Genomic DNA, 23,975 nt, shown 5'->3' on the forward strand with positions numbered 1-23,975 from the left:
GTCTTGCGGGTTACTCCGCAAGACACTTTTTTAATGTTAACCGTTTAACTTTTTGTAATAAAGATAGGAAGCAGTCGTTGAAATAACTAATGCTAGCAACACTAACACAATCATAATCATAATAATATATTCCCCTGTAAAAAATGAAAGAATGGCTATGATAAAACCACACGCTACAAGTACTTTAGAGGCAAAGCGATTACCCAATTTCCAAACAGTCTCATCTTTTAATGTCCAAGGTGTCCTCAATCCGATAAGATGGTTTTGCTCTGCTAACTGCATGGAATTTCCACCAATAATTAAAAAGATACCAACAGCAAGACCAATTATTAAATCAATATCCAGTTCGTATCCTAAACTTACTAAAAGGGTTGAGAGCTGTAAAATATATAAAAGGATTAACATATTATTAGAAGCTAGAAAAAGCAATGCTTTATTTTTTTGCGTTGACTTAATGGTTAACATATAAAAAGTAAGATAATAAATAAGCATAACAATAGGTATAATAAAAAGTGTTAGAGGTTTAGATATAAAGGCAGCCGGCTTATTTCCTGACCATTGTATCGGTATTTCTTCCGGAAGGTACTGATAAAATATAATTGAAGTCAAGAAACTCAAACAAACAATAATTATGGAAATTATATTTTTCTTCATAAATCGTTATCCCCTTTATTTATAAAGTTAAGCATCCAATTTATTGAGTCTTGAAGTACTGTGGTATTTAAAGAATAATAAATAAATTGCCCTTTACGGTGGTCAGCTATGACTTCCGCCTGTTTTAAAATATTCAAATGGTGAGAAATACTCGGTTTACTGATATTAAAATGTTCTGCAATATCTCCCGCAGTCATATCCCCTCCTTTTAACAAATCCAAAATTCTCCTCCTAGTTGGATCTGATATAGCTTTGAAAACATTATTCATAGCGTTTTCTCCTTTTCGAAAAACATTTAGACATTTAGATGTTTGTATAAATGTATTATTATTATAACTTGAAACTTTTCTCAAAACAACCTTAAAATTGGCAATAACCATCTGATATTTGAAGATTTTTTTAAAATACTTGTCTAACTTCAACGCTGGAAAGTATCGGTTAAAGGGACTAACACAGGTTGTTTACTAAAAAAACCACCCCTGTTTTATTTAAATAGAGGTGGTTTTTCTTTCAGCTTTAATATAGTTTCTTTTTTTATTTTTAATCGGGCTTAACGCGCGTTCAAGCCAGCCCATGACCAAATCAGCTATCACCGCCATAAGGGCTGTCGGGATCGCGCCAGCTAATATAATCGCGGTCCCGTTTGTTGCGTTTGACCCCCTGACGATGATGTCTCCGAGACCGCCGGCGCCGACAAATGTCCCGATGGCAGTAATGCCGATAGCAATGACGAGCGCGGTGCGGAGGCCGGCCATAATGACAGAAAGCGCCAGCGGAAGCTCGACCATCCGCAGCACTTGAAACTTTGTCATGCCCATCGCTTTTCCTGATTCAAGATAGGCATGTTCAATACTGACAATGCCTGTGTACGTATTTCTGATGATCGGCAGCAGCGAATAAAGAAATAACGATAAAATGACCGTATTCGCGCCAAGCCCCATCACTAGCATCAGCACGGCCAGCATGGCGAGCGCCGGCACCGTCTGGATCACATTCGTGACGGCGAAAACCCAGCCGCTTAATGTTCTGTATCTGGCAATCAGGATGCCAAGCGGAATGCCGACGATGGCCGCAAACAAAACGCCGTACACCGACATCAGAAAATGGCGGTAAAACTCTTGCAGCACATAACTGCCGTTTTGCGAATAGTAAGTGCCAAGCTGCTGTAATACTTCCATTTGGTCTGCCTCTTTTCTTAGTCAAAATAATGATGTTTCTCTAAAAATTCCTTTGCCACAACAGATGGCTCCTTCAGTTTGCCGTCCACTTCGTAGTTGAGCTCCTGCATGGTTTCCGTGTCAATCTTCCCGATTAGTTTATCAATAATGCCTTCAAGCTCCGGATGTTCCTTAAGCACCTTTTCCGGAATCACCGGCGAACAGTCATACGGCGGGAAAAACTGTTTATCGTCTTTTAGGATTTTGAGATCATACGCCTTAATCCGGCCGTCTGTGGAATAAGCAAGAACGGCGTCCATTTTCTCGTTTTTGACTGCGTCATAAACAAGTCCGATCTGCATCGGATAGGTTGTTCCGAACTCAAATCCATACGTGCTGACAAAACCTTTATATCCGTCGCCCTTCCGTTTCAGCCAGGCATTGTCGACCCCCAGCTTATATTCAGAAGCGTTTTTCTTCAGATCAGATACGGTGTTTACATGCTCCTTTTCCGCAAACTTTTTTGTTACGGTAAAGGCGTATGTGTTATCAAACCCGTAAGAATCAAACCATTTATATTTAAAACGTTTGTCAAATTCTTTCTGTACAAAGTTCAGCGCTTTTTCCGGATTCTTCTCCGCCTCCATTCCGAGGGTGCTCGTTAAATCCGTGCCAGAATAGCGTGTGGCGGATATGTCAATGTCACCGCCGAGCATCGCCTGGTGCTGAACATAGTTTGATCCGAGATTTTTGACTAAAGCCGTATTTAAATCCGTATCGTGTTCAATAAGCTGCGCAATCATATTCGCTAAAATTTCTGATTCTGTTATACTTTGCGCCCCGACCTTGATCGTATCTTGTGAGGCGCCGCCAAGTCCCGGCAGAGAACAGCCGCTCAGCAGCATGACAAAGGCGAAAGCGAGCGCGCCGATCCATCTGATTTTTTTCGTTTTCAATACAGCCAACTCCTTAAGAAACTTCCTTCATCCCTTGCAATCCCTTCGGTGTCACTTTTCGTTCCGTCACGGCTAGCAAATAATCAATGATAATGGCTAAGATTGTAACCGGCACAGCACCGCCAATGATGTATTCAGGCTGATACAGGTTCAGTCCGATAAAAATGTAATCACCAAGACCGCCGCCGCCAATAAATGAGGCAAGGGTCGCCCAGCCGATTAAATAGATCGTGGATGTGCGGATGCCTGCCATAATAATCGGAATCGCCAGCGGAATCTCGACAAGCCGGATCTGCTCCCAGCCGGTCATTCCAATCCCTTTTCCTGACTCAAGCAGATTTTTGTTTACACCTTTAATGCCTGTATACGTATTGCGCAGAATCGGAAGCACCGAATAGAAAAATAAAGCGACGATCGCCGGCACTTTTCCCACACCGAGAAGCGGGATAAAAAATGCCAGAATCGCCAGACTCGGCAAGGTTTGCACAATGTTGACGGCACCTATAACCGCGCCTGCGCCTTTTTTCATTCTGGTCAGCAGAACGCCGAGCGGCACCGCAACGATAATACCCAATACAACAGCAATAAGAGAAATATATAAATGTTCACCTGTTTTATACAGCAGCTCTCCGCCGTTCGTCTGTAAAAAAGTCATCATTTGATTCATGTGTAAGAGCTCCTCCCCTGATCAGATCGTCATTAGCTGGTTTTCCTCGCCCCATATGGAATCATATACGATGTCCACAAGGCTTGCTCTTGTCACAATCCCTGCTAAATGGTGCTCTTCATCAACAACGGGAACATACTTAATTCCTTGCTTCAAGATTTTCCGGACGGTATCGCGGAGAAGGGCTCCTTTTTGCACGGTATACATATCCGAGCGGTACACATCACCAACAACGCTCGCTTTTTTGCGGTTTTGATCAATGATTTCAACATCTACGTATCCCTTCAGCACATTTTGCTCATCTACAACAAGCAGCGAGTCGACGCGTTTTTCTCTCATCAGCTGAATGGCCTGAGAAAGCGTTTTGTCCGCTGTAACCGTGACAGGCATTCTGTTCATCATCTGCTCAACCCGCTCAATTTCAGGCCTTGTCTGGATCAGGCGCTCTTTCCCGATAAATTCTTCTACAAATTCATTTGCCGGATTTCTGAGAATCTCATCAGGTGTGCCGACCTGAACGATTTCACCCGCTTTTAAAATCACAATCCGGTCAGCTAGCTTAATGGCTTCGTCCATGTCGTGGGTCACAAACACGATGGTTTTGTTTAACGTTCTCTGCAGTTTTTTAAATTCTTCCTGAAGGGAATCCCGCGTGATCGGGTCAAGCGCTCCGAACGGTTCATCCATTAAAATGAGAGGGGGTTCCGCAGCCAGTGCGCGCAGCACGCCGATTCTTTGCTGCTGTCCGCCGCTGAGCTCGTGGGGATAACGGTCTAAATATTCAGGGCCCATATCAACAAGCTTTAACAGCTCTCTCGCCCGTTCTTTCCGTTTTTCTTCAGGCCATTTCAGCAGTTTCGGAACGAGTGAAATGTTCTGCTGAATGGTCATGTGGGGAAACAAACCGATCTGCTGAATCACATAGCCGATTTTTCTCCGCAGTTCAACCGGGTCCTGTTCCATTATGTTTTCTCCGTCGATAAAGATCTTTCCTGACGACGGTTCAATCAGTCGATTAATCATCTTCATCGTCGTCGTTTTTCCGCAGCCGCTCGGGCCGATAAAACAGATAAATTCGCCCTTAGCAATATCTAAATCAATGCTGTTCACAGCTTTTTTGCCGCCTTTATATACTTTTGACACTTGTTCTAATTTCAGCAATCCGTGCACCTCCGCAGATTTCCGTTAATTTTTCTGAAAAGTATAATCTTTATTATAATTTGAACTTTGTAAAATAAAAAGTTTACAATGTGTTGAAATTATATGTTATTTACAGATTATTTATTGTTATGACTCAGGCAGAGAGGGTGTTCTTACAATTACGCCGGATACCTCTCGCTTCCTCCGCATACAGCTGTTTTCAACAACTGGCAGAAATATGATATATTGACACCATCAATTGCCATTTGAAGGGATGATCAGCTGTGGAAAAAACTGCTTTCGACATCATTGAACATGCTGAAGAGCATCTCATCGAGAAGATTGCCGAAAACATGCATACGTTTGGAATGCCTTCTACTGTCGGGCGTGTGCTCGGGATTATTTATATGAATCGAAAACCGATGACGTTAAGCGAGCTGTCAGAAGCAACAGGCATGAGCAAAACACGGATGAGCCAGGTCGTCCGTGAAATGATTGATGCCAACATTGCCGAAAAGGTGTTTGAAAAAGGCGTAAGAAAAGATCTTTACGACGTAGAGCAGGATTATTATCAAACCTTCATATCTTTATTTGCGGCGAACTGGACAAAGGTCGTGAGCAAAAACAAAGTGCTGTACAAAAAATTAAACCGGGAACTGACGGATCTTTCACAAAGGGACGATCTTCCCCGAGAAGCCGAAGAGAAAGTCAATCAGCTGCTGAATGAATTAAGAGAATGGCTTCATTACTATGATTGGCTGAGCCGCTTAATTGAGTTTTTTGAGAGTGAAGAAGTATTTGAATACGTGCCGAAAACAGCTGAAAGCAGCTCCCTGAAGTAAGGGAACTGCTTTTCTACATGATGAGATTAATATTGGAAACATCATACATAAGAACATCGTATACTTCCTCCATGTGACATTGGCCTTACCAAGAGGCTGATTCTTCACAAACGTTTATAGCCGTTCGGAAACACCGCATGCTACAATGAAGTGACTATGTAAATAGGAAGGATGTATCTATATGTTCAAGAAAATTGCAGCAGATGCACTCGGATTATCAGATATCGGAAAAATTATCGAACCTCAGGATTATGACAAAACAGATGCTGATGACTATGTCATGCATGAAGACAACGAAAAAATTTATTTCCTGATTAAAACAAAAGCCGATGAATATTGCTTCACGAATCTGGCGCTGATCCATGTTGACGGCGAACGTGCCACTTCCTCTAAACGAACGCTGAAACGCTACCCTTATTCCCAATATAAAATCTCTGATGTTTTTCTGGAAACCGCCGGGAAGGTCGATTTGGATGTTGAAATCAAGTTCAAGCTGGGCTCTGAACAATTTGACATCGATGTGCATAAAGAGCAAATTGAAAAGCTGAAAGATTTGTATAAAGCCCTTCTCCGTATCTCTGAAACGATCTATGAAAATGACATTTTGATCAATCAGGCTGAACAAAGTCTGGAACGAGCAGTCACCATCCTTCAGCATACCCGCCCTGAGCACGTCAATATTGAAACACAATACAAAGAGCTGACCGAATTCGGGTTTACATGGGTCACTTCCGTCCGCTCGCAGTACCATATTAAAGATTTCGGTGACGTATTTGAAAAATATATGAATAACTAGAAACAAGACACGGGTTCGCATCTGGCAGCTCGTGTCTTGTTTCTGATACGTAATCTTGGAGAAAATTTTTTACCTGGATATTGGTTACTTTTCTACTTTTTTCTTTTATAATGACATTATTAGTCTATTTTCCCTATATTACATGTAAAAGGAGTCATCATATGTTTTGTCCTCAATGCGGCCATCAAGCAGATGGCGGAAAGTTTTGTGAGAAATGCGGATCGCCTCTTCCACGCCAAGCCGGCGAAAATCAAGGAGCACAGGCGGGAGCTGAAGCTGCAAAACAAGCAGCAAAGCAGTTCGGTTCATTTGTTCTGGCTGTTCTGAAACGCCCTTATCAGGAGTGCAAAACAACAGGCGGCGAACAGCTGATCAGCGGAATCATTACAATGGTGCTTTTCAGTTTACTAACTCCGCTGATGTTTTATATTCTTTTTTCAGAAGGTCCCGGCAGTGCGAGCTTTACAGAAATCTTTTTAAAGCCAACCATTTACTTTGCCCTTTTTATTTTCGGGTTGCATGCATTGATCTTTTTTTCCTTAAAAATTGCGGGAAACCAAGTCTCATTTAAAGATTCATTCTCCAGATTTGGTGCGTTTCTTATTCCATTTACAGCTATTTTGATTCTTGCACTTCTATTGTTTTTATTACATACAGATCTTTGTTTCACCGTGTTAGCGATTGGTTTAATCGGCGCATTCTTCGCTATTCCCCCTGCGATGCTGAGCAGTTACCAGCATTCGTATAAAGGAAAAGCTGATATCATTTACTCAACCATTGTGATTTATCTGATCACGTGCGTTGCGTTTCGGTTCATCATCGAACATTATATCAAAGAGATTTTCCGTTATATCTTTTTTTAAAAAACACCCCCATCGCCTGCTGGTGATGGGGGTTTGTTTTTATTGAATAGATGTTAAATAAATTCTTCCGTCTTTCACTACGCCGGTGTAGGTCCAGTTGTATGTTCTGCGCTTTGTACTGCCGCCTGATTTTGTAATATCAAATTCTTCATATGTTTTAATTGTGATATTCGAGCCGCTTTGATTAAAGCTTTTTACCTCTACATCAATAAATACTTCAGTCGTCCCCTCGCTGTACAGCTTCTTAACCAATTTCTGCTGATCATTATATAATGAACTTCCTTTTTCCAGATTGCCTTCCATGACCGCAAATTCATTTAAATTCACTGCGGTTGATTGATTTGTCAGATAACTAACCATAAATGATGTCACTTGTTCATCCGTGACATCGCCGGCCGATGGGCTTACGCTTGCTTTCTTGCCTTTTGCGTCTGCCCAGGCTGACGTGTACGTCTCTGCATGATCATTTTTTATTTTCTTTATATTTGTGCCGGCAGAATCAAAAGTTGATTCTGCATCTTCGAACATCCACTTTTTCTGTTTTTTATCATATGAAAGCAGATATTCATAGCTCGGGCTCTCATCCGACATTTCAGGTTTTGTATAGTCATTATAATTAGCCGACTGGTGAAGTTCTTTTCCTTTTACTGACGCCTGCCATGTACCGTCATTTTTCTGGGATAGAGCAAATGTATCCAAATCAAAGTCTGTTTCCAGATATTTATCTTTTAAGTAAGAATCCGTGTTTTTCATCGAATCCACGTTATCTTTTACTTCGGCTTTCCAACTGGCACTTGCCTCTGTCATCTGAGCTGTATTTCCATCAGAAAGCGCTTTGGAATATTGCTTTGTCGTTTTGACAATCGTATTCATGATTGTTTCTTGTGTGTCTTGGTCAGGAATTAACGTTAACTCCATTTCTTTGCTATCAATCGGCACACCCGCTGTTTTTGTTTTTCCCCATGGAAACTCCGTTTCAACCGCAGCTGTCATTGATCCGTCTGTCAGAAGCGGTCCGTATGTGACAGATTTGAACGGATCCTTATGGATGGATTTACCGTTAATCAGCAAATCTCCCTTTCCATCCTTCATGTCGTCCGCTAAGCTGAATGTTACATTATCCGCTTCCAATGAGAGATCAACACGAAAGCTATTGTCACCAACCGCCTGAATGTCTTCCTTTTTCACAAGATCGACTACATCGTTTTTCAGTTTGGCTGAGACTGTATATTCGCCGGGAATGTACGGTCCGAGGGTTTGTGCTTGATCTGCTTTCTTTACAGATCCGGCTTCCTCTTTATTCACATAGAGATCCGTATGTTTATAATTGCTGGTTACTTCAAAATAAACAGGTGCTATCTTTAAATCATAATGGTCAAATACTAGCAAAGTTTTCCCGTCTTTCTCCGCGTAAACAATATCCTTTTGGACTGTTTCAGCACGCAGCGATGAAAAAAGCTCATCTTTTTTGTCAGGATGATCCTTTAAATATGTAAGAAACGGCTTTACGTTTTGTTTAGTAAGCTTGAGCCTGTCATTTGCCGGTGTTAGCAGCGAAGCGATTTGGTCTTTATCCTCATCATTTACAGCCTGCTCAAATTTGTCGACTAACCTGTCCTTAGAAGTAAGGTACGCTCCGGTTTTATATGCAGCGAAGAATATGACGCACGCTGCGGCAATGCTGCTCCATAAAATGATAGTTTTCTTAGGGATTGGTTTTCGCGGAGCCTGCCTCGTTTCAGCAGTGCTTGCTGTTTCTTGATTTGCCTGTCTGCTGCTCCCTCCGATCGGGGTGCCGCATTCTTTACAAAACTTGGCCCCTTCATTATTTTTTTGACCGCATTCCTTACAAAACATGTGACTTTCCTCCTATTTTTTATCCACTATTTTGTACAGATTTCCTATGTTACATATTTTATAATAGAATGGTATGAAATTGGAGGAAATCATGAAAATATCTCTATAAACATATGAAAAGGTGGAATGTACGTGCAAAAGCTCAGGATTCAAATAAGAGAAAAAGCAAATGACGAATTATACGATCTATTGCTGCTCGCCGATCCGTCGAAAGACATTGTAGATGAATATCTTGAAAGAGGAGAATGTTACACAGCTTGGGCCGGTGATGAACTTGCCGGTGTTTATGTATTGCTAAAAACAAGGCCGCAAACAGTTGAAATTGTAAATATTGCCGTAAAAGAGTCTCTTCAAAAGAAGGGTTTTGGCAAACAGCTTGTCCATGACGCCATCGAAAAGGCAAAGGAGCTGGGTGCGGACACGATTGAAATCGGCACGGGAAATTCCAGCATTCATCAGCTTTCTCTCTATCAAAAATGCGGTTTCCGCCTGCAGGCCATCGATCATGATTTCTTTACCCGACATTATGATGAGGACATTTTCGAAAACGGCATTCAATGCCGTGATATGGTGAGACTTTATTTGGATCTTTAATGAAAGAGCTGCCGTATGATAATCGGCAGCTCTTTCATATAGAAATTAAAAAAACTGATTCGCTTTTTTCCCGGCATCCCGTTGCATTCCCTGCCTCACTGACAGTATGAAAAAAGTCAGCACGAGGGTCAGACCGACAGCCAGAAAAATATAATCAGCGTCCATAAACACAAGAAGCACTGTATAAACAGCTGCTGAAAGAGGTTCTCCCATCTTTACAATAGAAAAAATAAGCGCGAAAATTCTTCCGAAGTATTCAGTCGGAACAGTCTTTTGAAAAAACAGAACTGTTTGCACATCAATATACGAGATAATAACACCTAGTATCAAAAAAATGACAGATTCAAGCCCGCTAAGCTGAAAAAACAAAAACATTATGAGCAATCCGACAGCTGTTAAAGTTCTGGGATAGAGCCGTTCAAGCCGCTTAGTATTCCACTTAAAAAATACAGCAAGATTACCTAAGAGCATTCCGCCCTGAAACATTGCATACATGACGGCGAACCATACTGAATAGTTTTCATGAAAACGTTCCACTGCAAGAATCGGCCCCATAACCGAAATAAACCCGGCAATAACAAGATTCACGATAAAAAAATAACCGACAGAAGTCATCCAAGATGAGTTGCCTTTCAGCATTCTGTATCCTGTCTTAAGGGCTTCTGCCCCTTTGCTTTTTAGGCCGGCAGGTTCTGAAATGTGGATAACTGCAATCAATGCAGCGGATACAAAAAAGGCGGTTCCATTAATGAAAAACAGCAGCCCGAACGGAATGGCCGCAAGCAAAACGCCGCTGATCAGCTTTCCGACGATCAGACCAATAAGTTCGCTTGTATTCATTAAAGATGTCGCTTGATCTAGATGTTTCTGAGGGACAAGTATCGGGATAAGCGCGACTTTCGCCGGGGAAAAGAGCATCGATTGCAGCGATAAACAAAATGCGCATACACCGATGATCCATACAGTTAAAAAACCATTTGCGCTAAGGACTGCCAAGAGAATCATAATGACTGCCCTTCCTGTATTACACATATACAATATGGTTTTTTTTCGTAAAGAATCAATTAAGGGGCCTGTAAACATTCCGAAGGTCAGGGGAACGAGCTCGATAAAAGAAATCACCCCGACCAATATTTTACTTCCGGTCAAATCGAGTACAAGAAGCGGAAGCGCGATGAGCCAGACGCCATCCGCCGCGGAAGAAAATACTTGTGCAGACCAAAGTTTTGCATAATTTGGTGTTCGATATGCCGAATCACGGCCGTTTTTGATCTTCATCAGAAGCACCGCCGAACCATTCTAATGTTCTCCATGATTCTTTTCTTTGTGTATAATCCTCTTCCATCACTTCAAATACGATACCTGTGCCATCACCGCGGTGTATCTCTTTTAACATCTCTGCTGCTTGTCTGAGCAATGTTTCATCTATCGTTCCTTCTGCGGGATGACGCCCTTCAAAACAGCGGACACCTCCATGCGGGAAGGCTAGCTGGCAAAACGAACTGAAATGATAATGTTTAATGCTGTCCTTTAAGGAAAGAAATTGAAAAAAGTCAGGGTATCTCAGCTTTTCATTCCTGAACATAAGTGATGATGATAAATGTGTCTGATAGGTAATGGCCCAATGACACAGATCCCATGTAATCCCGATATGTTTTAAACCGAGCTGAATCAGTTCCTCAAAATCCTCAGGATAAATGAATATCGGGTCAAAGTCTTCGCCCAGATTCCCGATAATCGGCAGATTTTCGACTCCAATCCATATATCTGTTCCTTTTAGCTCTTCATCAAACTCTGCAAAAAATTCAATGACTTTTCTGCGGTTTCCTTCTAAATCATAGCCTTGAAATTCTTCAACGGACATAAATTGATTGGCATGAACAATTATCCCCTTGGCGCCATATACATCCGCAAGCTCTGCAAAATGAAGCAGACGGTCCTTTATATGCGCTTCATGAACATAATCCGCATTGTCGGTGGGAAAATGAAGTGTCAATAATGACGGCTCAAGCTGTTTTGTGTAATCAAGTGTCCGCTTGAAGGTTTTCACATAATCTGTTGCTTCAAACGATTTTCCGTCAAAAATATTGGCTTCAAGGCCATATCCTGCTTCGACCCACTTTTTATCAATTTGCTTCGGGTCTAACCCGAAAAACGGTATTTGCGCAATCATCCGTCACCACGTCCCTCTCACAAGCATAAAAGCTTCTGCTGCAGAAAAACCGGATTTAGCTCCCCAAACATATGCATTATTTTCAATCGCTTGCAAGGACCGCGGATGCGGGAAATCCCTCAGCTCCGAATCGTAGCACGCCATAGCCTTCAGCTTCAGTTCAAGCTCTTCTTCTATATTAATGAAGAAATTCGCGTGGAATTGATCCTTATTCAAATAGTTCCACTCTGTCGAGGATAATGTTTCGTATGCCAGGACCTGTTTTACGGAATGACCTGGAAGCGGGCGGGTTGCCGTCATCACCGCTCTGAATACTACGGTATGGTCAATATTAATATCACCGCCGTATTGTGTATATACAATATCCGGCTGAAAGCGTTCAATTTGTTTTTCTGCTTCTTTTACGACATCCAGCAAATCCAGTGAATCAAGCCTGTTATCAGGAAGATTTAATCTGACAAAATCGCTTATGCCGAGCGTGCTAAGCGCTTGTTCCGTTTCACTATAGGAATGCTGCATGAGCGAATCACAAGGTTTTTCATAGTCTTCTTTTCTGGACGATTTTCCCTCAGCCATAATGACAGCCGACACACTGTCTCCTTGACGGACATGTTTCGCCAGAGCTCCGCCGACGCCGATAATTTCATCGTCCGGGTGCGCCGCAAATACCATTACTTTCATTATATTGTCCCCCTTTGATTAACGTTTCGGAAATATCCGCCCCGCAATTCATAAGCATATCAAGCATAGAGAGATGAGGAATGTGCTCTCCGAATAACTGCGGATAATGTATTGTCCTGATTTGCTGGTATTCGATTGTAACTCCGCTTCTATCAAAATCACTTTCTATTAAATAGTCTGATCCTTGGCTGCCTGAATAATAGTGATCAGCCCCTAGTTCCTTACAAAGAGCGAGCACAAAATCACTCTTTTTTTCATTCCGGCATTCGAGCTCCGAAACATAGCAAATTGGCGTCGAAATACGAAGTTCACGCAGAAAAAAATCAATAATGTACATATTCAAATCGTGAAGGTACTCCCATTCCTGCTGATAGACATCTTTAAAAAACATTTGATATTCCTCGAAATAGGGAGCCTTTGCATAATTCATTTTTATCGCCATCCAGTGTTTCTTTCGCCAGTCTTGTTCTTGATCAATTTTCATATCACGAAGCTCAATATCCTTATAATTTTTCATCTGCAGAGGAACAGTCAGCCACATAGGGCCTTGAGATGTTTTTATCCTGTTCCGATTGAGAAATCCTTTTTTCTCAAACTGGGCTGTATCGTGAATCGCAAATACATCTGATTTATAGATTTTTTCAAAAAAACCATACCAAGGGAGATAACTGGACTGATGGCCGCTTACCACTTTTACTCCGTTTCTGTGAAATGTCGACATCGTTTCTCTTCAGCTCCCCAATATCGTTTCGGTCTGGCAATTTCTTTACTGTGAGAATATCCAAAATCAACCCATTGAAGCTTCTTGTCGATGGCGAATGATAAAGCGTTCCGCATTAACAGATAAGAAGCCTGCGTTTCTTTACCGGCAGGGCTGTTTACATTCTGCCAATAATAGAAATGAGAATGGTCATATAGAAAAATACTGCTGCTGATCATTTCATTCTCAAGAAATGCCCCTACCCAAAAGACTTGTCTGCCAAGGCTTTCATGCAGCCTCTGAAAAAAATCCTGGCTTAGCATATATGCTGCGCCGATAGCTGCTATATGCGCCTTATACAAATCGTAAAACTCATGAATCGACTCCTGTCCGATTAAGCGGACGGATACATTTTTCTTTTCCGCATATCTGACTGCAGTCCGTGCTTTTCCCGAACAGTTTGTCCATAGCTCTTCAAATGTATCGGGAAGCGATAAAATATGAGTTGTTTTCTCTTCCCATTGTTCTCCCGATTCTTCGATAAAAGGAGTTTGGTCATGCGGGAGCAGGAGCCGCGATAGTTTCTGTCCAAATAATGCTTTGATTTCACTTTGCAGCCATTCGAATGAAATTGGACGGTCTGAAATGACGCCGCCGTATCCTATCATATTACCGCTGAGCGAGCCATTCTGCTCAAACACCGGAACATATATCACTTGTCCGCCGTCCGATGTCAGCCTGACGGGGTGAAACGAGGTATTGGGGAGCTCTTCCATGAGCTTCCCCCAATCATAGCTTTGAAACAACCCAGCCTGAAATATGTCAGCAGCCCGATCCCATGCTTGAGGCGTTACGGAAAATGCTGTTTTTTCCACGATATATCACCAACATTCATTTCTTATTCTTTTGCTTTGCATACGTTAAAACAGTTTCAGCAATATACTTCACCTGCTCTGTGCCAAGAGGCGGTTTGAATGGCAGCGAAAGAACTCTTTTCCAAAGAGAATTTTCATCCTCAAGTTGTGAATAAGGCTGATATAGCGGAATCAGGTGAAGAGGAAGGTAGTTCCAGCATGTTTGAATGCCTTTTGCCGCTAAATAAACGGAGCAATCGTACCTTTCGCCTTCATGAGGAAATACGATTGTCAAATAGTTCAGGCTCTCTCCCGCCTGAGGCTGAATCATCTTGATCCCGTATAACTCTTCGGCCTCCGCAAAAATGTATCTTGCCGTCTCCAAATTTCTTGATGAGTCTTTCACCAACCGCTCCATCTTGGACAGCTGGTATTCGATAATGGCTTGTCTCACCGGATGCATTCGCAATAAAGGGACAGTAGCAGGTTTTTTCGGAAGGACTTCAAGTTTGCTCGTTTTTAAAGAAGTACGAACACCTGCTTTTCTGAATAAGAAAGATAGAGCCTTAGAACTCATCAAGGCCTGCATTCGCTGCTGTCTCTTATAAGCATCATAATCAGCATCTACTTGCTTTCGCTGTTCCATCGGCAGCCTGCTGATTTTGTCCAGCACATCTTTCCGAGCGATTAATGCTCCGCCCCCTATACTGCCGAGAGGCTTTGACATTCCAAAGCTCAAGATACCAAAATCCCCCAAACCGCCTGCAAATGTTCCGGCTTGTTTTGTAAACATAGCCTGAGCAGCATCGTCGATGACACGAATACGCTTCTTTTTAGCCCACTCAATAAGATTCATGTTTTCCTTCCGACCGTAGACGTGCGCCAAAATGACAGCGCATGTCCTCTCGGTCACTTTGTTTTTCACATCTTCAAAAGACAGGGATAAATCATCATCCAGATTAGCGAAAACTGGAGAAGCCCCGGATTGAAGCACAGCATCAATTACATTCGGACAGCTGAAAGAAGAAAAAATAACTTCTTTTCCAGGCTCCGCTCCGGAAAGTTTCAGTGCAAGCACCAACGCCGCACTTCCGCTCGAAGTCAATTCGATACCCTTTCCATAGCGTTTTTCCAGTTTTTCTGCCAACCTGGTTTTTTTAGCTGAGATGAAATGAGTGAATGCCGGGAAAAGACTTCTGCCTGAAAGCTGCCTCGCATAAATGGGAAACTTGATCTGTTTGGGATTCTCAGGATAATGGAAGTTTTTGTTTTTGTTTTTGTCTTTCAACTTTAATCATCCTCAGGCCTTCATCAAGGTGAACTTTAGGAGCATATCCAAGCATTCGCTTTGCCTTCTCGATGGAAGGAGCACGTTTGAAAATTTCAATATCCTTACCTCGGACACCATCCTCACCCAGCTTTTTAAAGGTGTAATTCTCTTTCTTCCTGCCTGTCATTACGTTGATTTTCTCTGCCAGCCCTTTTATGCTGATGGGCATATTGTTTCCTATGTTGAAATCTTCAAAAACACTGCCTTTATGCAGAAGTGCCAGATATGTTCCGTTAACGATATCACTAATGTAGCTGAAGCATCTGATTTGGCCGCCGTCTCCATAAAGAGGAAGCTCTGCACCAGATTCAGCCAAACTGAAGAACTTGTTAATGACAAAGTCCTCCCGCTGCTTCGGGCCGTATACATTAAAGTACCGGACAACTCTGACATTCAACGAGTTTGATGCCTGCTCCCTCAAATATTCCTCTGACTTCAATTTTGCTTTTCCATAAGCAGATTTAGGGAGCTTCTTACTCGATTCCGTATACGGATAATCGGGTGAGTCCCCGAATACCTCTGAGCTGGAGGAAAAAAGAAGGGTTTTGATGCCTAGCTCCTTGCATACCTCCGTTACGTTTTTCGTTCCCTCAAAATTTACCTTGATGACGTCCTCTTCATTGCTGCGGCAGCTGTCTACTCCGACCATTGCCGCTAAATGAACAATAGCATCTGCTCCTTTTAATGATTCCTTAAGCGATTGCCGATCTAAAATATTCGTTTGTCGGAACTCCGCCTGAAAATCCGGCTTTTTTTGATCAGCGATGATCGCATGATAGCCTTTATTCTGTAATAACCCGGCTAATTCACTTCCTATAAAGCCTGCTCCACCTAAGATAGCAATGTGTTTCATTGTCCGACCTCCTGGCTTAAAGATAAAACATCTTTAATTGATTGAACGATATATTGACAATCTTCCTTCGATAGCTGGCTATAAAGAGGCAGTGATACAATTTCAGGAAAGATGCGTTCAGTTACCGGCAGCTTTGCGGGAAAATGCTCACTATAGTAGGGATGCATATGCACAGGGATAAAGTGGACACTCAAGCCAATATTTTTCGCTTTCATATTTTCAATAAACTGGTCTCGCTCCATTTCCCCGCGTTTTTTCACCCGCAGAATAAACAAATGCCAAGAGTGGGTGATATGGCTGGGGATGTCTGTCAAAGGAAGTTCTGCTCTTTCTGATTGATTTGTAAGCTCAGACGCATAATACTTTGCGATTCTTGTCCGTTTTTCTTGGATCTCAGCAGCACGTTTCAATTGAATGAGCCCGAGCGCAGCCTGGATATCTGTCATGTTGTACTTAAAGCCGGGAAGTAAAACATCATATCGCCAGCTGCCCTTTTCACCGTATCGATTCCAAGCATTTTTTGTAATGCCATGCCACCCATACAGTCTCGCTCTCTCGGCTGCCTCTTCATCCTTAAGAATAAGAGCTCCTCCTTCTCCCGTCGTAATATTTTTGGTTGCATAAAAGCTGAAGCATACTGCATCTCCGTGTGTGCCGATCATCTTCCCGTTATATCTTGTCCCAAGCGCGTGAGCGGCATCTTCAATCAAGTACAGTCCATTTTCCTTGCATATGCTGCTAAGCTCATCCAAATTTGCCGGATGACCTGCAAAATGGACCGCAATGACTGCTTTTGTGCGCGGTGAAAGCTTTTGTCTAACATCTTCCGGATCTATACATAAATCATCCTCGCAGATGTCCGCAAAAACCGGGGTTGCTCCGACATGCAAAATGACGTTTACACTTGAACAAAACGTGAAGCTCGGAACAATAACTTCATCGCCTTCTCCTACACCGAGTGCAAGCAATGCCATGTGTAAGGCAGCTGTTCCTGAATTACAGCTGATTACGTGTTCCGCGCCTAGATATTCGCCCAGCTTTTTTTCAAATTCAATCACTTTCGGACCTTTTGAAATCCATCCTGACTTGATTGTTTCGGCTACAGTTTCCAGTTCTTCGTTTGTGATATCAGGTCTGTGAAAAGAGATAAATCGTTTACTAATGGTAGTTCCCTCCTATAGTGTGACAAGCTTTGCATTGTCAGCCATTTTTTCTCTGCAAATATTTCTGGTATCGAAAATAATAGGGGCTGTATCCCGCAATATGCTGTAATTTATATCATCATGATCAGTATGAATAATGACGACATCATATTGGTTGATCTTCTCCTTAGTGAAAGGGACGGAGCGCTTGATGCTGCCGTCTTCCAGGCGAATTTCACTGATAAAAGGATCATAGTAATCTATCGTGCATCCCTTTTTCATCAGATCATCGATAATTGCAAATGCAGAAGACTCACGAGAATCATTGGTATTTTTTTTATAAGCAGCACCTATTAATAAAATGCTGCACGGTTCTTTATCAACCAGCTTCATGGCATAGTCGGACACTGAAAACGGCATTTCAGAATTAATTTCATCAGCTAAATCAATCAGCTTTGTCTGCAATCCCTTTTGATTGGCTATCCATTTAAAATAAAAAGGATCAATCGGTATACAATGGCCGCCTACGCCAGGGCCGGGGCTGAATTTTTGAAACCCGAACGGCTTTGTGTCTGCTGCATTGATCACTTCCCATATATCAATATCGAGTTCTCGGCAATTAAGTGCCATTTCATTGATGAGAGCTATATTTACATAACGGTAGGTATTCTCTAGGAGTTTAGCTGTTTCTGCTACTTCAGGTGAGGTTACTGGATGAATGCTTGTAACGATAGTGTTGTAAAACGCTGAGGCAAGTTTTGTACAATTCCGGGTCATTCCGCCGACCACTTTAGGGATATCGGCAACTTCATATTGGCTGTTCCCAGGATCAATTCGTTCAGGAGAATAAGCTATAAAAAAATCTGAGCCTATGTTTACCTGCCGCCCTGTTGCCATTCTATCGGCGATTTTTTGTTTGGTTGTACCCGGATAGGTTGTACTTTCTAAAATTAAGAGCTGATTTGTTCTTCCGTAAGCCAACATACTGTCAACTGCACTGTCTATGTAGCTTAGATCGGGAATTTTATCTTTTTTGTTCAAAGGTGTCGGAACACATATCACAATAATGTCGCATTGTTCAATGAGAGACATATTCTCACTCACTTGAAAACGCTCTGTTTGTAATACCGCTTTTAATTGGTTATCGTCTATATCCCGAATATGGCTGTGCCCGTCTTTCAGCAAAGAAACTTTTTCGCTGTTCCTATCGAAGCCGATGACGCTGTATCCTTTATTGACACATTCCAATGCAAGAGGAAACCCCACATATCCCATCCCTAATACACCTACAACAGCCTGTTTTGTTTCAATCAATTCTAAAAGCCGCTTATGACCTAGGTTTCGAGCTTCTTGTGTGACAGGATTCATTTTTGGACCCCCTATAAGATAGAAAAGGATATACTTTTACAAAATTAAACAATTATCGATCGATACTGCAATTATAACAAAAGTAAAAAAACGGTAAATGAGTTTTGTATCCTTTTATTTCGTAGGACATTATGTTGTAATTTACTAGTAATTGGTATTTTACGTACCTATGATAAGGTATTTATTAGGAGAATGGTGAGAGAATCTCCCTCAATTGAAAGAATTTAGTGAAAAATTAAAAAACAGGCCGAAGCCTGTTTTTTATTCTATATTCGCCTCTTTTACAGCAGATAGCAAGAGCTGCCCCGCTTCCTTCAATCTATCTTTGCTGATATGTGTTATATTATCATTTTCAGTGTGATACCATGAACCAGGCTCTTGTGTATCCGGGCTGAGCCAAATCCAATTAGCTGAAGGTATGCCCGCTTCATAAAAAGACACGTGATCCGAGTATCCCAGTTGTGTGAGGCGGGGTGCTTCAAGCTGTGCTTTCCGGGCAGCGTTTACTGCATAATTGACACTTGCATTTTTTTTGCCATCCGGAGTGGTTATATACATTTGGCTGGCTTCTTTCCAGTCAGTCGCAATCATATCAGCGTTAAAGTTTGCCCGGCTGTGTTTGATTTCATCTGATGTAAGCGTACTGACATAATATGAGGAACCCGCTGACCACAGCTCTTCAGCTCCGAATAAGATAAAACGGATTTCTTTGTTTTTAGGAAGATCCTTGCTTTGCTTACTCATCTCCAGCACAGCAGATGTGCCTGATGCATTATCATCAGCCCCAGGTGCACCTTTAACTGTGTCATAATGGGCAGTTACATAAAGAATATCCGGGTGTTTTGTGTGCTGCGCTTTGCGTGTCGCTATTATATTCTGTGAAGTGCGGTTTTGATAGTTCTTAAATTGAATGACAGCCTGCTTTTCTTTCAGCAAAGCTTCTCCGTCTTCTTTTTTCATTCCCGCTGTCGGTATTGTGGTGTGTTTTGGTTTTACCGGACGGATCGCGAGAGGTTTTGTCTTGCGGTTATAAATAATGACAGCTTTCGCACCAGCATCTTGGGCGTTTTTTATTTTTTGAGATACTGATATTTTCCCCTCTCTAATAACGGCTATTTTTCCTTTTGCTTCTTTTACTTCAAGGTTTAACCCATAGCCTCCGTCAAAGACGGCAGCCTCTATTTTTTCTTCATCTTCCACAAAGTTCTTATCTGCTGAGCGTATTGGATATTCATGATCGCCTGCCATTACTGAACCAGTAAAATATGTTTTCACATGAAATGGCTGAATCCGAACAGTTAACCCCTCATCTTGAAGCCGTTTCGATATGTATGATGCCGCTTCTTTTTCTTTCTCTGTCCCTGTTTCTCTCGGACCTATGACTTCACTAAGCTCATGAATGGTTTCATACGCATGCTCTTCATCAAACAACGGGGCCATTTCAGACAAAGAAAGAGGCTGCTTCTCATTCAGCTGTTCAGCCGAAGCTCCCCATATGACGCTTCCGGCCAGTGCTGCGGCCATTAATATCAGTTTCATTCTTACATTCCTCCTCTTATTCACTCCTTTCTTTTCGGTTCTGCTGTGTTGATTCCTTTAAAAAGCAATAAAATGAATACTAATTACCAAATCAAGGTAATCATATAGAAGGAGAATAAGAATGACAGCTAGGAAAGTTTGCATAAAAAAAGCCGCCGAGACATATCTCGGCGGTCTTTTTATTACTTATTCAAGTTGTAGAAAGAGTTAATACCGTGGTATTGAGCAGTTTCAGCCAACTGATCTTCGATGCGAAGAAGCTGGTTGTATTTCGCTACACGGTCCGTACGTGACGGAGCACCTGTTTTGATTTGTCCTGCGTTTGTTGCCACAGCGATGTCAGCGATTGTGCTGTCTTCAGTTTCACCAGAACGGTGAGAGATAACAGCAGTGTAGCCTGCGCGTTTCGCCATTTCGATCGCATCGAATGTTTCAGTCAATGTACCGATTTGGTTTACTTTGATCAGGATAGAGTTGCCTACGCCGTTTTTGATACCTTCAGCAAGTTTTTTCGTGTTTGTAACGAAGAGGTCATCACCAACAAGCTGAACTTTTTTGCCAAGACGCTCAGTAAGAAGCTTGTGGCCTTCCCAGTCGTTTTCGTCAAGTCCGTCTTCGATAGAGATGATTGGGTATTTAGAAACCATTTCTTCGTACCAGTCAACCATTTCAGCAGATGTTTTCACAACGCCTTCGCCAGACAGATGGTATTTGCCGTCTTCTTTGTTGTAGAACTCAGAAGATGCAGCATCCATTGCAAGTTTTACTTCTTCGCCAGGTTTGAAGCCGGCTTTTTCGATTGCTTCAACGATTGTTTGAAGCGCTTCTTCGTTAGAACCAAGGTTTGGAGCGAATCCGCCTTCATCACCTACAGCTGTGTTCATTCCTTTAGCAGAAAGAACTGATTTCAGGCTGTGGAAGATTTGAGCGCCCATGCGAAGTGCTTCACGGAAGTTAGGAGCACCTACTGGCATGATCATGAATTCTTGAATATCTACGTTGTTGTCAGCATGCTCTCCGCCGTTGACGATGTTCATCATCGGTACAGGAAGCGTTTTTGAGTTAAATCCTCCAAGGTATTGGTAAAGAGGAATCTGTAAGAAATCAGCAGCAGCACGTGCACAAGCCATAGATACGCCAAGGATTGCGTTCGCACCAAGTTTGCCTTTGTTTTCAGTACCGTCAAGCTCGATTAAAAGCTGGTCGATTGCATTTTGTTCAGTTACATCAAAGCCAAGAAGCTCTGGAGAAATGATTTCGTTTACGTTGTTAACAGCTGTTAACACGCCTTTTCCAAGGTAACGGTCTTTGTCGCCGTCACGAAGCTCAACTGCTTCGTATTCACCTGTAGAAGCTCCGCTTGGCACTAATGCGCGGCCGAATGCTCCTGTTTCTGTATATACTTCAACTTCAACTGTTGGGTTGCCGCGGGAGTCTAATACTTCGCGTGCATAAACATCAACAATGTATGGCATGAGTTTGTCTCTCCTTTGATTTTCAGCTTATTTTTGAATTAAAGATGTTCCAGTCATTTCTTTCGGTTTTTCAACACCGAGAAGGTCTAATAACGTTGGTGCAAGGTCGCCTAGGATTCCGCCTTCACGCAGCGTGATGCCTTCTTTCGTAACAATTACAGGGACTGGATTTGTCGTATGTGCAGTGTGCGGTTCGCCTGATTCTGTGATCAGAATATCAGCATTACCGTGATCAGCGGTAATGATAGCGTGTCCGCCTTTAGCGAGAATCGCGTCAACGACTTCGCCTAAGCATTCGTCCACTGCTTCAATCGCTTTAATTGTAGGTTCAACCATTCCGGAGTGGCCGACCATGTCTGGGTTTGCGAAGTTAAGGATAATCGCGTCATGCTTGTCAGCTTCGATTTCTTTGACAAGCGCGTCCTTCACTTCATACGCACTCATTTCAGGCTTCAAGTCGTATGTTGCGACTTTCGGCGAGTTGATAAGAATACGCTCCTCACCCGGGAATTCAGCTTCACGGCCGCCACTCATAAAGAACGTGACGTGCGGATACTTTTCAGTTTCTGCAATTCGAAGCTGTTTTAATCCTTGCTGAGATAATACTTCTCCGACTGTATTATCAAGATTTATCGGTTTAAACGCCACATAGCCGTCAACTGTTTCACTGAAGTGAGTCAGGCAGACGAAATGCAGGTTTTTCGGATAATTCTCACCGCGGTCGAAATCGCGGAAGTCTTTGTTCGTGAACGTGTTGGAAATCTGGATGGCGCGGTCCGGTCTGAAATTATAGAAAATCACAGAATCGCCGTCTTCGATTTTCGCAACAGGCTCACCGTTTTCTTTTGTGATGACAGATGGAATAACGAATTCATCGTGGATTCCATTCGCATATGAATCATCAACAACATCCAGTGCGCTGCGGTATGTCGGGCCTTCGCCATATGCCATTGCACGGTACGCTTTTTCTACACGGTCCCATCGTTTGTCGCGGTCCATTGAGTAGTAGCGTCCGGAAATGCTGGCGATTTCTCCGACACCGATTTCCTCGATTTGTTCGTTCAGCTGGTTGATGTACGTTTTCGCTGTTTGCGGACCTACATCACGGCCGTCAAGGAAGCCATGGATATATACCTTTGTCAGCCCTTCTTTTTTCGCAAGCTTTAACAGCGCGAATAAATGATTGATATGGCTGTGCACGCCGCCGTCTGATAATAGACCGAACAGATGCAGGGCTTTGTCGTTTTCTTTCGCGTTGCTGATCGCGTCAAGGAATGTTTGATTGCGTTCGAACTCTCCCTCGCGAATGGCAACATTTACGCGTGTTAAGCTTTGGTACACAATACGGCCCGCACCGATATTTAAGTGGCCTACTTCGGAGTTCCCCATCTGTCCGTCAGGAAGACCTACAGCCTCGCCTGAAGCAGTCAGTGTCTGATGAGGATACTGATTCCAATAGCGGTCAAAATTCGGTTTTTTCGCCAAAGCGACTGCGTTCCCTACTGTTTCGTTTCGTAATCCGAACCCATCAAGAATGATGAGTGCAGCTGGTTTTTTACTCATATTGACCTTCCTCCAATAATTGAACGAATGACTGTGGCTCAAGGCTCGCGCCGCCGACCAAAGCACCGTCAATATCGGATTCTGCCATATATTCTTTAATGTTTGCAGGCTTTACGCTTCCGCCATATTGAATGCGAAGCTTGTCTGCCGCTTCTTGGCCGAAGCTTTCAGCGACGGTTTTACGGATATGCGCACACACGTCGTTCGCATCTTTAGATGTAGAAGATTTGCCTGTTCCGATTGCCCAGATTGGCTCATAAGCAATAACAGAAGCTGGAACTTGTTCTTCAGAAAGACCAGCAAGGCCTTTTTTCACTTGGTCAGCCACAAGATCATTTGTTTTGCCGGCTTCACGCTCTTCAAGCGTTTCTCCAACACAGATGATCGGCACAATGCCGTGTTTGAAAGCAGCATGTGCTTTTTTGTTAACTGTTTCATCAGTTTCAGCGAACATTTCACGGCGCTCAGAGTGGCCGATGACGCAGTAGTCAACGCCAAGGTCTTTCAAAGCAACCGGGCTGATTTCGCCTGTGAACGCGCCGCTTTCTTCGAAGTGCATGTTTTGGGCGCCGACTTTAAGGTCAGTGCCTTTAACAGCAGAAGTCAGCTTTTCTAGGAAAAGCGCTGGCGCGCAAACAACAGCTTCCGCTTTGTCTGCTGCTGGAATGGAAGATTTCACTTCTTCAACGAAGCTGACAGCCTCGCCGAGTGTTTTGTTCATTTTCCAGTTACCGGCTATAATTGGTTTTCTCATCTGTTCCACTTCCTTAT

The 23,975-nt window shown here is 42.7% G+C and carries 24 protein-coding genes; 4 read left to right on the forward strand and 20 right to left on the reverse strand.

The annotated features are described in order from the left end of the window. Positions 1-36 precede the first annotated feature (36 nt). The 6 genes from NYE43_RS17670 to opuCA all read right to left on the reverse strand — a co-directional run bounded on the left by NYE43_RS17670 (position 37) and on the right by opuCA (position 4,595). Positions 37-654, reverse strand: coding sequence for an SdpI family protein (locus tag NYE43_RS17670; protein WP_024122871.1), 618 nt, complete (start codon positions 652-654; stop codon positions 37-39). Further along, a complete protein-coding gene (sdpR, locus tag NYE43_RS17675) occupies positions 651-923 on the reverse strand; it encodes a sporulation delaying system autorepressor SdpR (protein WP_024122872.1) in 273 nt (90 codons plus the stop codon). The genes NYE43_RS17670 and sdpR overlap by 4 nt, the downstream gene beginning before the upstream one ends. Before the next feature lie 219 nt (positions 924-1,142). After that, complete coding sequence (opuCD, locus tag NYE43_RS17680; protein WP_024122873.1) at positions 1,143-1,832, reverse strand: glycine betaine/carnitine/choline/choline sulfate ABC transporter permease OpuCD; 690 nt, start codon at positions 1,830-1,832, stop codon at positions 1,143-1,145. 17 nt (positions 1,833-1,849) lie between these two features. Further along, a complete protein-coding gene (gene opuCC, locus NYE43_RS17685; RefSeq protein ID WP_101860061.1) occupies positions 1,850-2,716 on the reverse strand; it encodes an osmoprotectant ABC transporter substrate-binding lipoprotein OpuCC in 867 nt (288 codons plus the stop codon). 64 nt (positions 2,717-2,780) lie between these two features. Next, on the reverse strand, positions 2,781-3,434 hold the full coding sequence (gene opuCB / locus NYE43_RS17690) for a glycine betaine/carnitine/choline/choline sulfate ABC transporter permease OpuCB (RefSeq protein ID WP_024122875.1): 654 nt from the start codon (positions 3,432-3,434) through the stop codon (positions 2,781-2,783). A 21-nt stretch (positions 3,435-3,455) separates the two neighbouring features. Next, on the reverse strand, positions 3,456-4,595 hold the full coding sequence (gene opuCA, locus NYE43_RS17695) for an osmoprotectant ABC transporter ATP-binding protein OpuCA (protein ID WP_101859940.1): 1,140 nt from the start codon (positions 4,593-4,595) through the stop codon (positions 3,456-3,458). A gap of 263 nt (positions 4,596-4,858) precedes the next feature. On the opposite strand from opuCA, the gene opcR reads away from it, so the two are divergent. The 3 genes from opcR (at position 4,859) to NYE43_RS17710 (ending at position 7,075) form a co-directional block, all read left to right on the forward strand. Next, positions 4,859-5,416 (forward strand): opuC operon transcriptional regulator OpcR, encoded by a 558-nt coding sequence (opcR, locus tag NYE43_RS17700; RefSeq protein ID WP_103671315.1) that lies wholly within the window; start codon positions 4,859-4,861, stop codon positions 5,414-5,416. Positions 5,417-5,597: 181 nt separating this feature from the next. Then, entirely contained in the window at positions 5,598-6,212 is a 615-nt protein-coding gene (locus NYE43_RS17705; RefSeq protein ID WP_024122878.1) for a PH domain-containing protein, read from the forward strand. A gap of 161 nt (positions 6,213-6,373) precedes the next feature. Then, positions 6,374-7,075 carry a zinc ribbon domain-containing protein gene (locus tag NYE43_RS17710; RefSeq protein ID WP_024122879.1) on the forward strand — a complete coding sequence of 234 codons (702 nt, stop codon included), beginning with the start codon at positions 6,374-6,376 and terminating at the stop codon, positions 7,073-7,075. 39 nt (positions 7,076-7,114) lie between these two features. Here the strand turns inward: NYE43_RS17710 and NYE43_RS17715 are convergent, their stop codons facing one another. Beyond that, positions 7,115-8,932, reverse strand: a complete 1,818-nt coding sequence (locus NYE43_RS17715) for a zinc ribbon domain-containing protein (RefSeq protein WP_101859937.1) — start codon at positions 8,930-8,932, stop codon at positions 7,115-7,117. 126 nt (positions 8,933-9,058) lie between these two features. On the opposite strand from NYE43_RS17715, the gene NYE43_RS17720 reads away from it, so the two are divergent. Next, positions 9,059-9,526 (forward strand): GNAT family N-acetyltransferase, encoded by a 468-nt coding sequence (locus NYE43_RS17720; protein ID WP_081638366.1) that lies wholly within the window; start codon positions 9,059-9,061, stop codon positions 9,524-9,526. Between the two features lie 45 nt (positions 9,527-9,571). Here NYE43_RS17720 and NYE43_RS17725 read toward each other — a convergent pair whose 3' ends face one another. The 13 genes from NYE43_RS17725 to tpiA all read right to left on the reverse strand — a co-directional run bounded on the left by NYE43_RS17725 (position 9,572) and on the right by tpiA (position 23,958). After that, a complete protein-coding gene (locus NYE43_RS17725; protein ID WP_095713005.1) occupies positions 9,572-10,804 on the reverse strand; it encodes an MFS transporter in 1,233 nt (410 codons plus the stop codon). Beyond that, the gene (locus NYE43_RS17730) at positions 10,782-11,699 is read right to left on the reverse strand and encodes a TIM barrel protein (protein ID WP_095713004.1); all 918 of its coding nucleotides are present in this window, start codon (positions 11,697-11,699) and stop codon (positions 10,782-10,784) included. Before NYE43_RS17730 ends, NYE43_RS17725 begins: the two co-directional genes overlap by 23 nt. A 3-nt stretch (positions 11,700-11,702) precedes the next feature. Further along, positions 11,703-12,380, reverse strand: coding sequence for a PIG-L deacetylase family protein (locus tag NYE43_RS17735; protein WP_024122884.1), 678 nt, complete (start codon positions 12,378-12,380; stop codon positions 11,703-11,705). Then, entirely contained in the window at positions 12,343-13,101 is a 759-nt protein-coding gene (locus NYE43_RS17740; RefSeq protein WP_024122885.1) for a WbqC family protein, read from the reverse strand. The genes NYE43_RS17735 and NYE43_RS17740 overlap by 38 nt, the downstream gene beginning before the upstream one ends. After that, positions 13,074-13,955, reverse strand: coding sequence for a GNAT family N-acetyltransferase (locus tag NYE43_RS17745; protein WP_024122886.1), 882 nt, complete (start codon positions 13,953-13,955; stop codon positions 13,074-13,076). Before NYE43_RS17745 ends, NYE43_RS17740 begins: the two co-directional genes overlap by 28 nt. A gap of 16 nt (positions 13,956-13,971) precedes the next feature. Beyond that, positions 13,972-15,222, reverse strand: a complete 1,251-nt coding sequence (locus NYE43_RS17750) for an aminotransferase class V-fold PLP-dependent enzyme (RefSeq protein WP_341062259.1) — start codon at positions 15,220-15,222, stop codon at positions 13,972-13,974. Beyond that, positions 15,182-16,117, reverse strand: coding sequence for an NAD-dependent epimerase/dehydratase family protein (locus NYE43_RS17755; RefSeq protein WP_024122888.1), 936 nt, complete (start codon positions 16,115-16,117; stop codon positions 15,182-15,184). Before NYE43_RS17755 ends, NYE43_RS17750 begins: the two co-directional genes overlap by 41 nt. Then, the gene (locus tag NYE43_RS17760; RefSeq protein WP_141243760.1) at positions 16,114-17,280 is read right to left on the reverse strand and encodes a DegT/DnrJ/EryC1/StrS family aminotransferase; all 1,167 of its coding nucleotides are present in this window, start codon (positions 17,278-17,280) and stop codon (positions 16,114-16,116) included. Before NYE43_RS17760 ends, NYE43_RS17755 begins: the two co-directional genes overlap by 4 nt. A 12-nt stretch (positions 17,281-17,292) precedes the next feature. Beyond that, a complete protein-coding gene (locus NYE43_RS17765; RefSeq protein WP_213417997.1) occupies positions 17,293-18,627 on the reverse strand; it encodes a nucleotide sugar dehydrogenase in 1,335 nt (444 codons plus the stop codon). 261 nt (positions 18,628-18,888) lie between these two features. Then, positions 18,889-20,166, reverse strand: a complete 1,278-nt coding sequence (locus NYE43_RS17770) for a M20/M25/M40 family metallo-hydrolase (RefSeq protein ID WP_024122891.1) — start codon at positions 20,164-20,166, stop codon at positions 18,889-18,891. A gap of 182 nt (positions 20,167-20,348) precedes the next feature. Then, the gene (eno, locus tag NYE43_RS17775) at positions 20,349-21,641 is read right to left on the reverse strand and encodes a phosphopyruvate hydratase (protein ID WP_007409956.1); all 1,293 of its coding nucleotides are present in this window, start codon (positions 21,639-21,641) and stop codon (positions 20,349-20,351) included. Positions 21,642-21,668: 27 nt separating this feature from the next. Then, positions 21,669-23,204, reverse strand: a complete 1,536-nt coding sequence (gene gpmI / locus NYE43_RS17780; protein ID WP_024122892.1) for a 2,3-bisphosphoglycerate-independent phosphoglycerate mutase — start codon at positions 23,202-23,204, stop codon at positions 21,669-21,671. After that, positions 23,197-23,958, reverse strand: coding sequence for a triose-phosphate isomerase (gene tpiA, locus NYE43_RS17785; RefSeq protein WP_341062262.1), 762 nt, complete (start codon positions 23,956-23,958; stop codon positions 23,197-23,199). The genes gpmI and tpiA overlap by 8 nt, the downstream gene beginning before the upstream one ends. Positions 23,959-23,975: the final 17 nt, after the last annotated feature.

This window comes from Bacillus sp. FSL R5-0434, assembly GCF_038004745.1.
Classification (GTDB): Bacteria; Bacillota; Bacilli; order Bacillales; family Bacillaceae; genus Bacillus; species Bacillus halotolerans.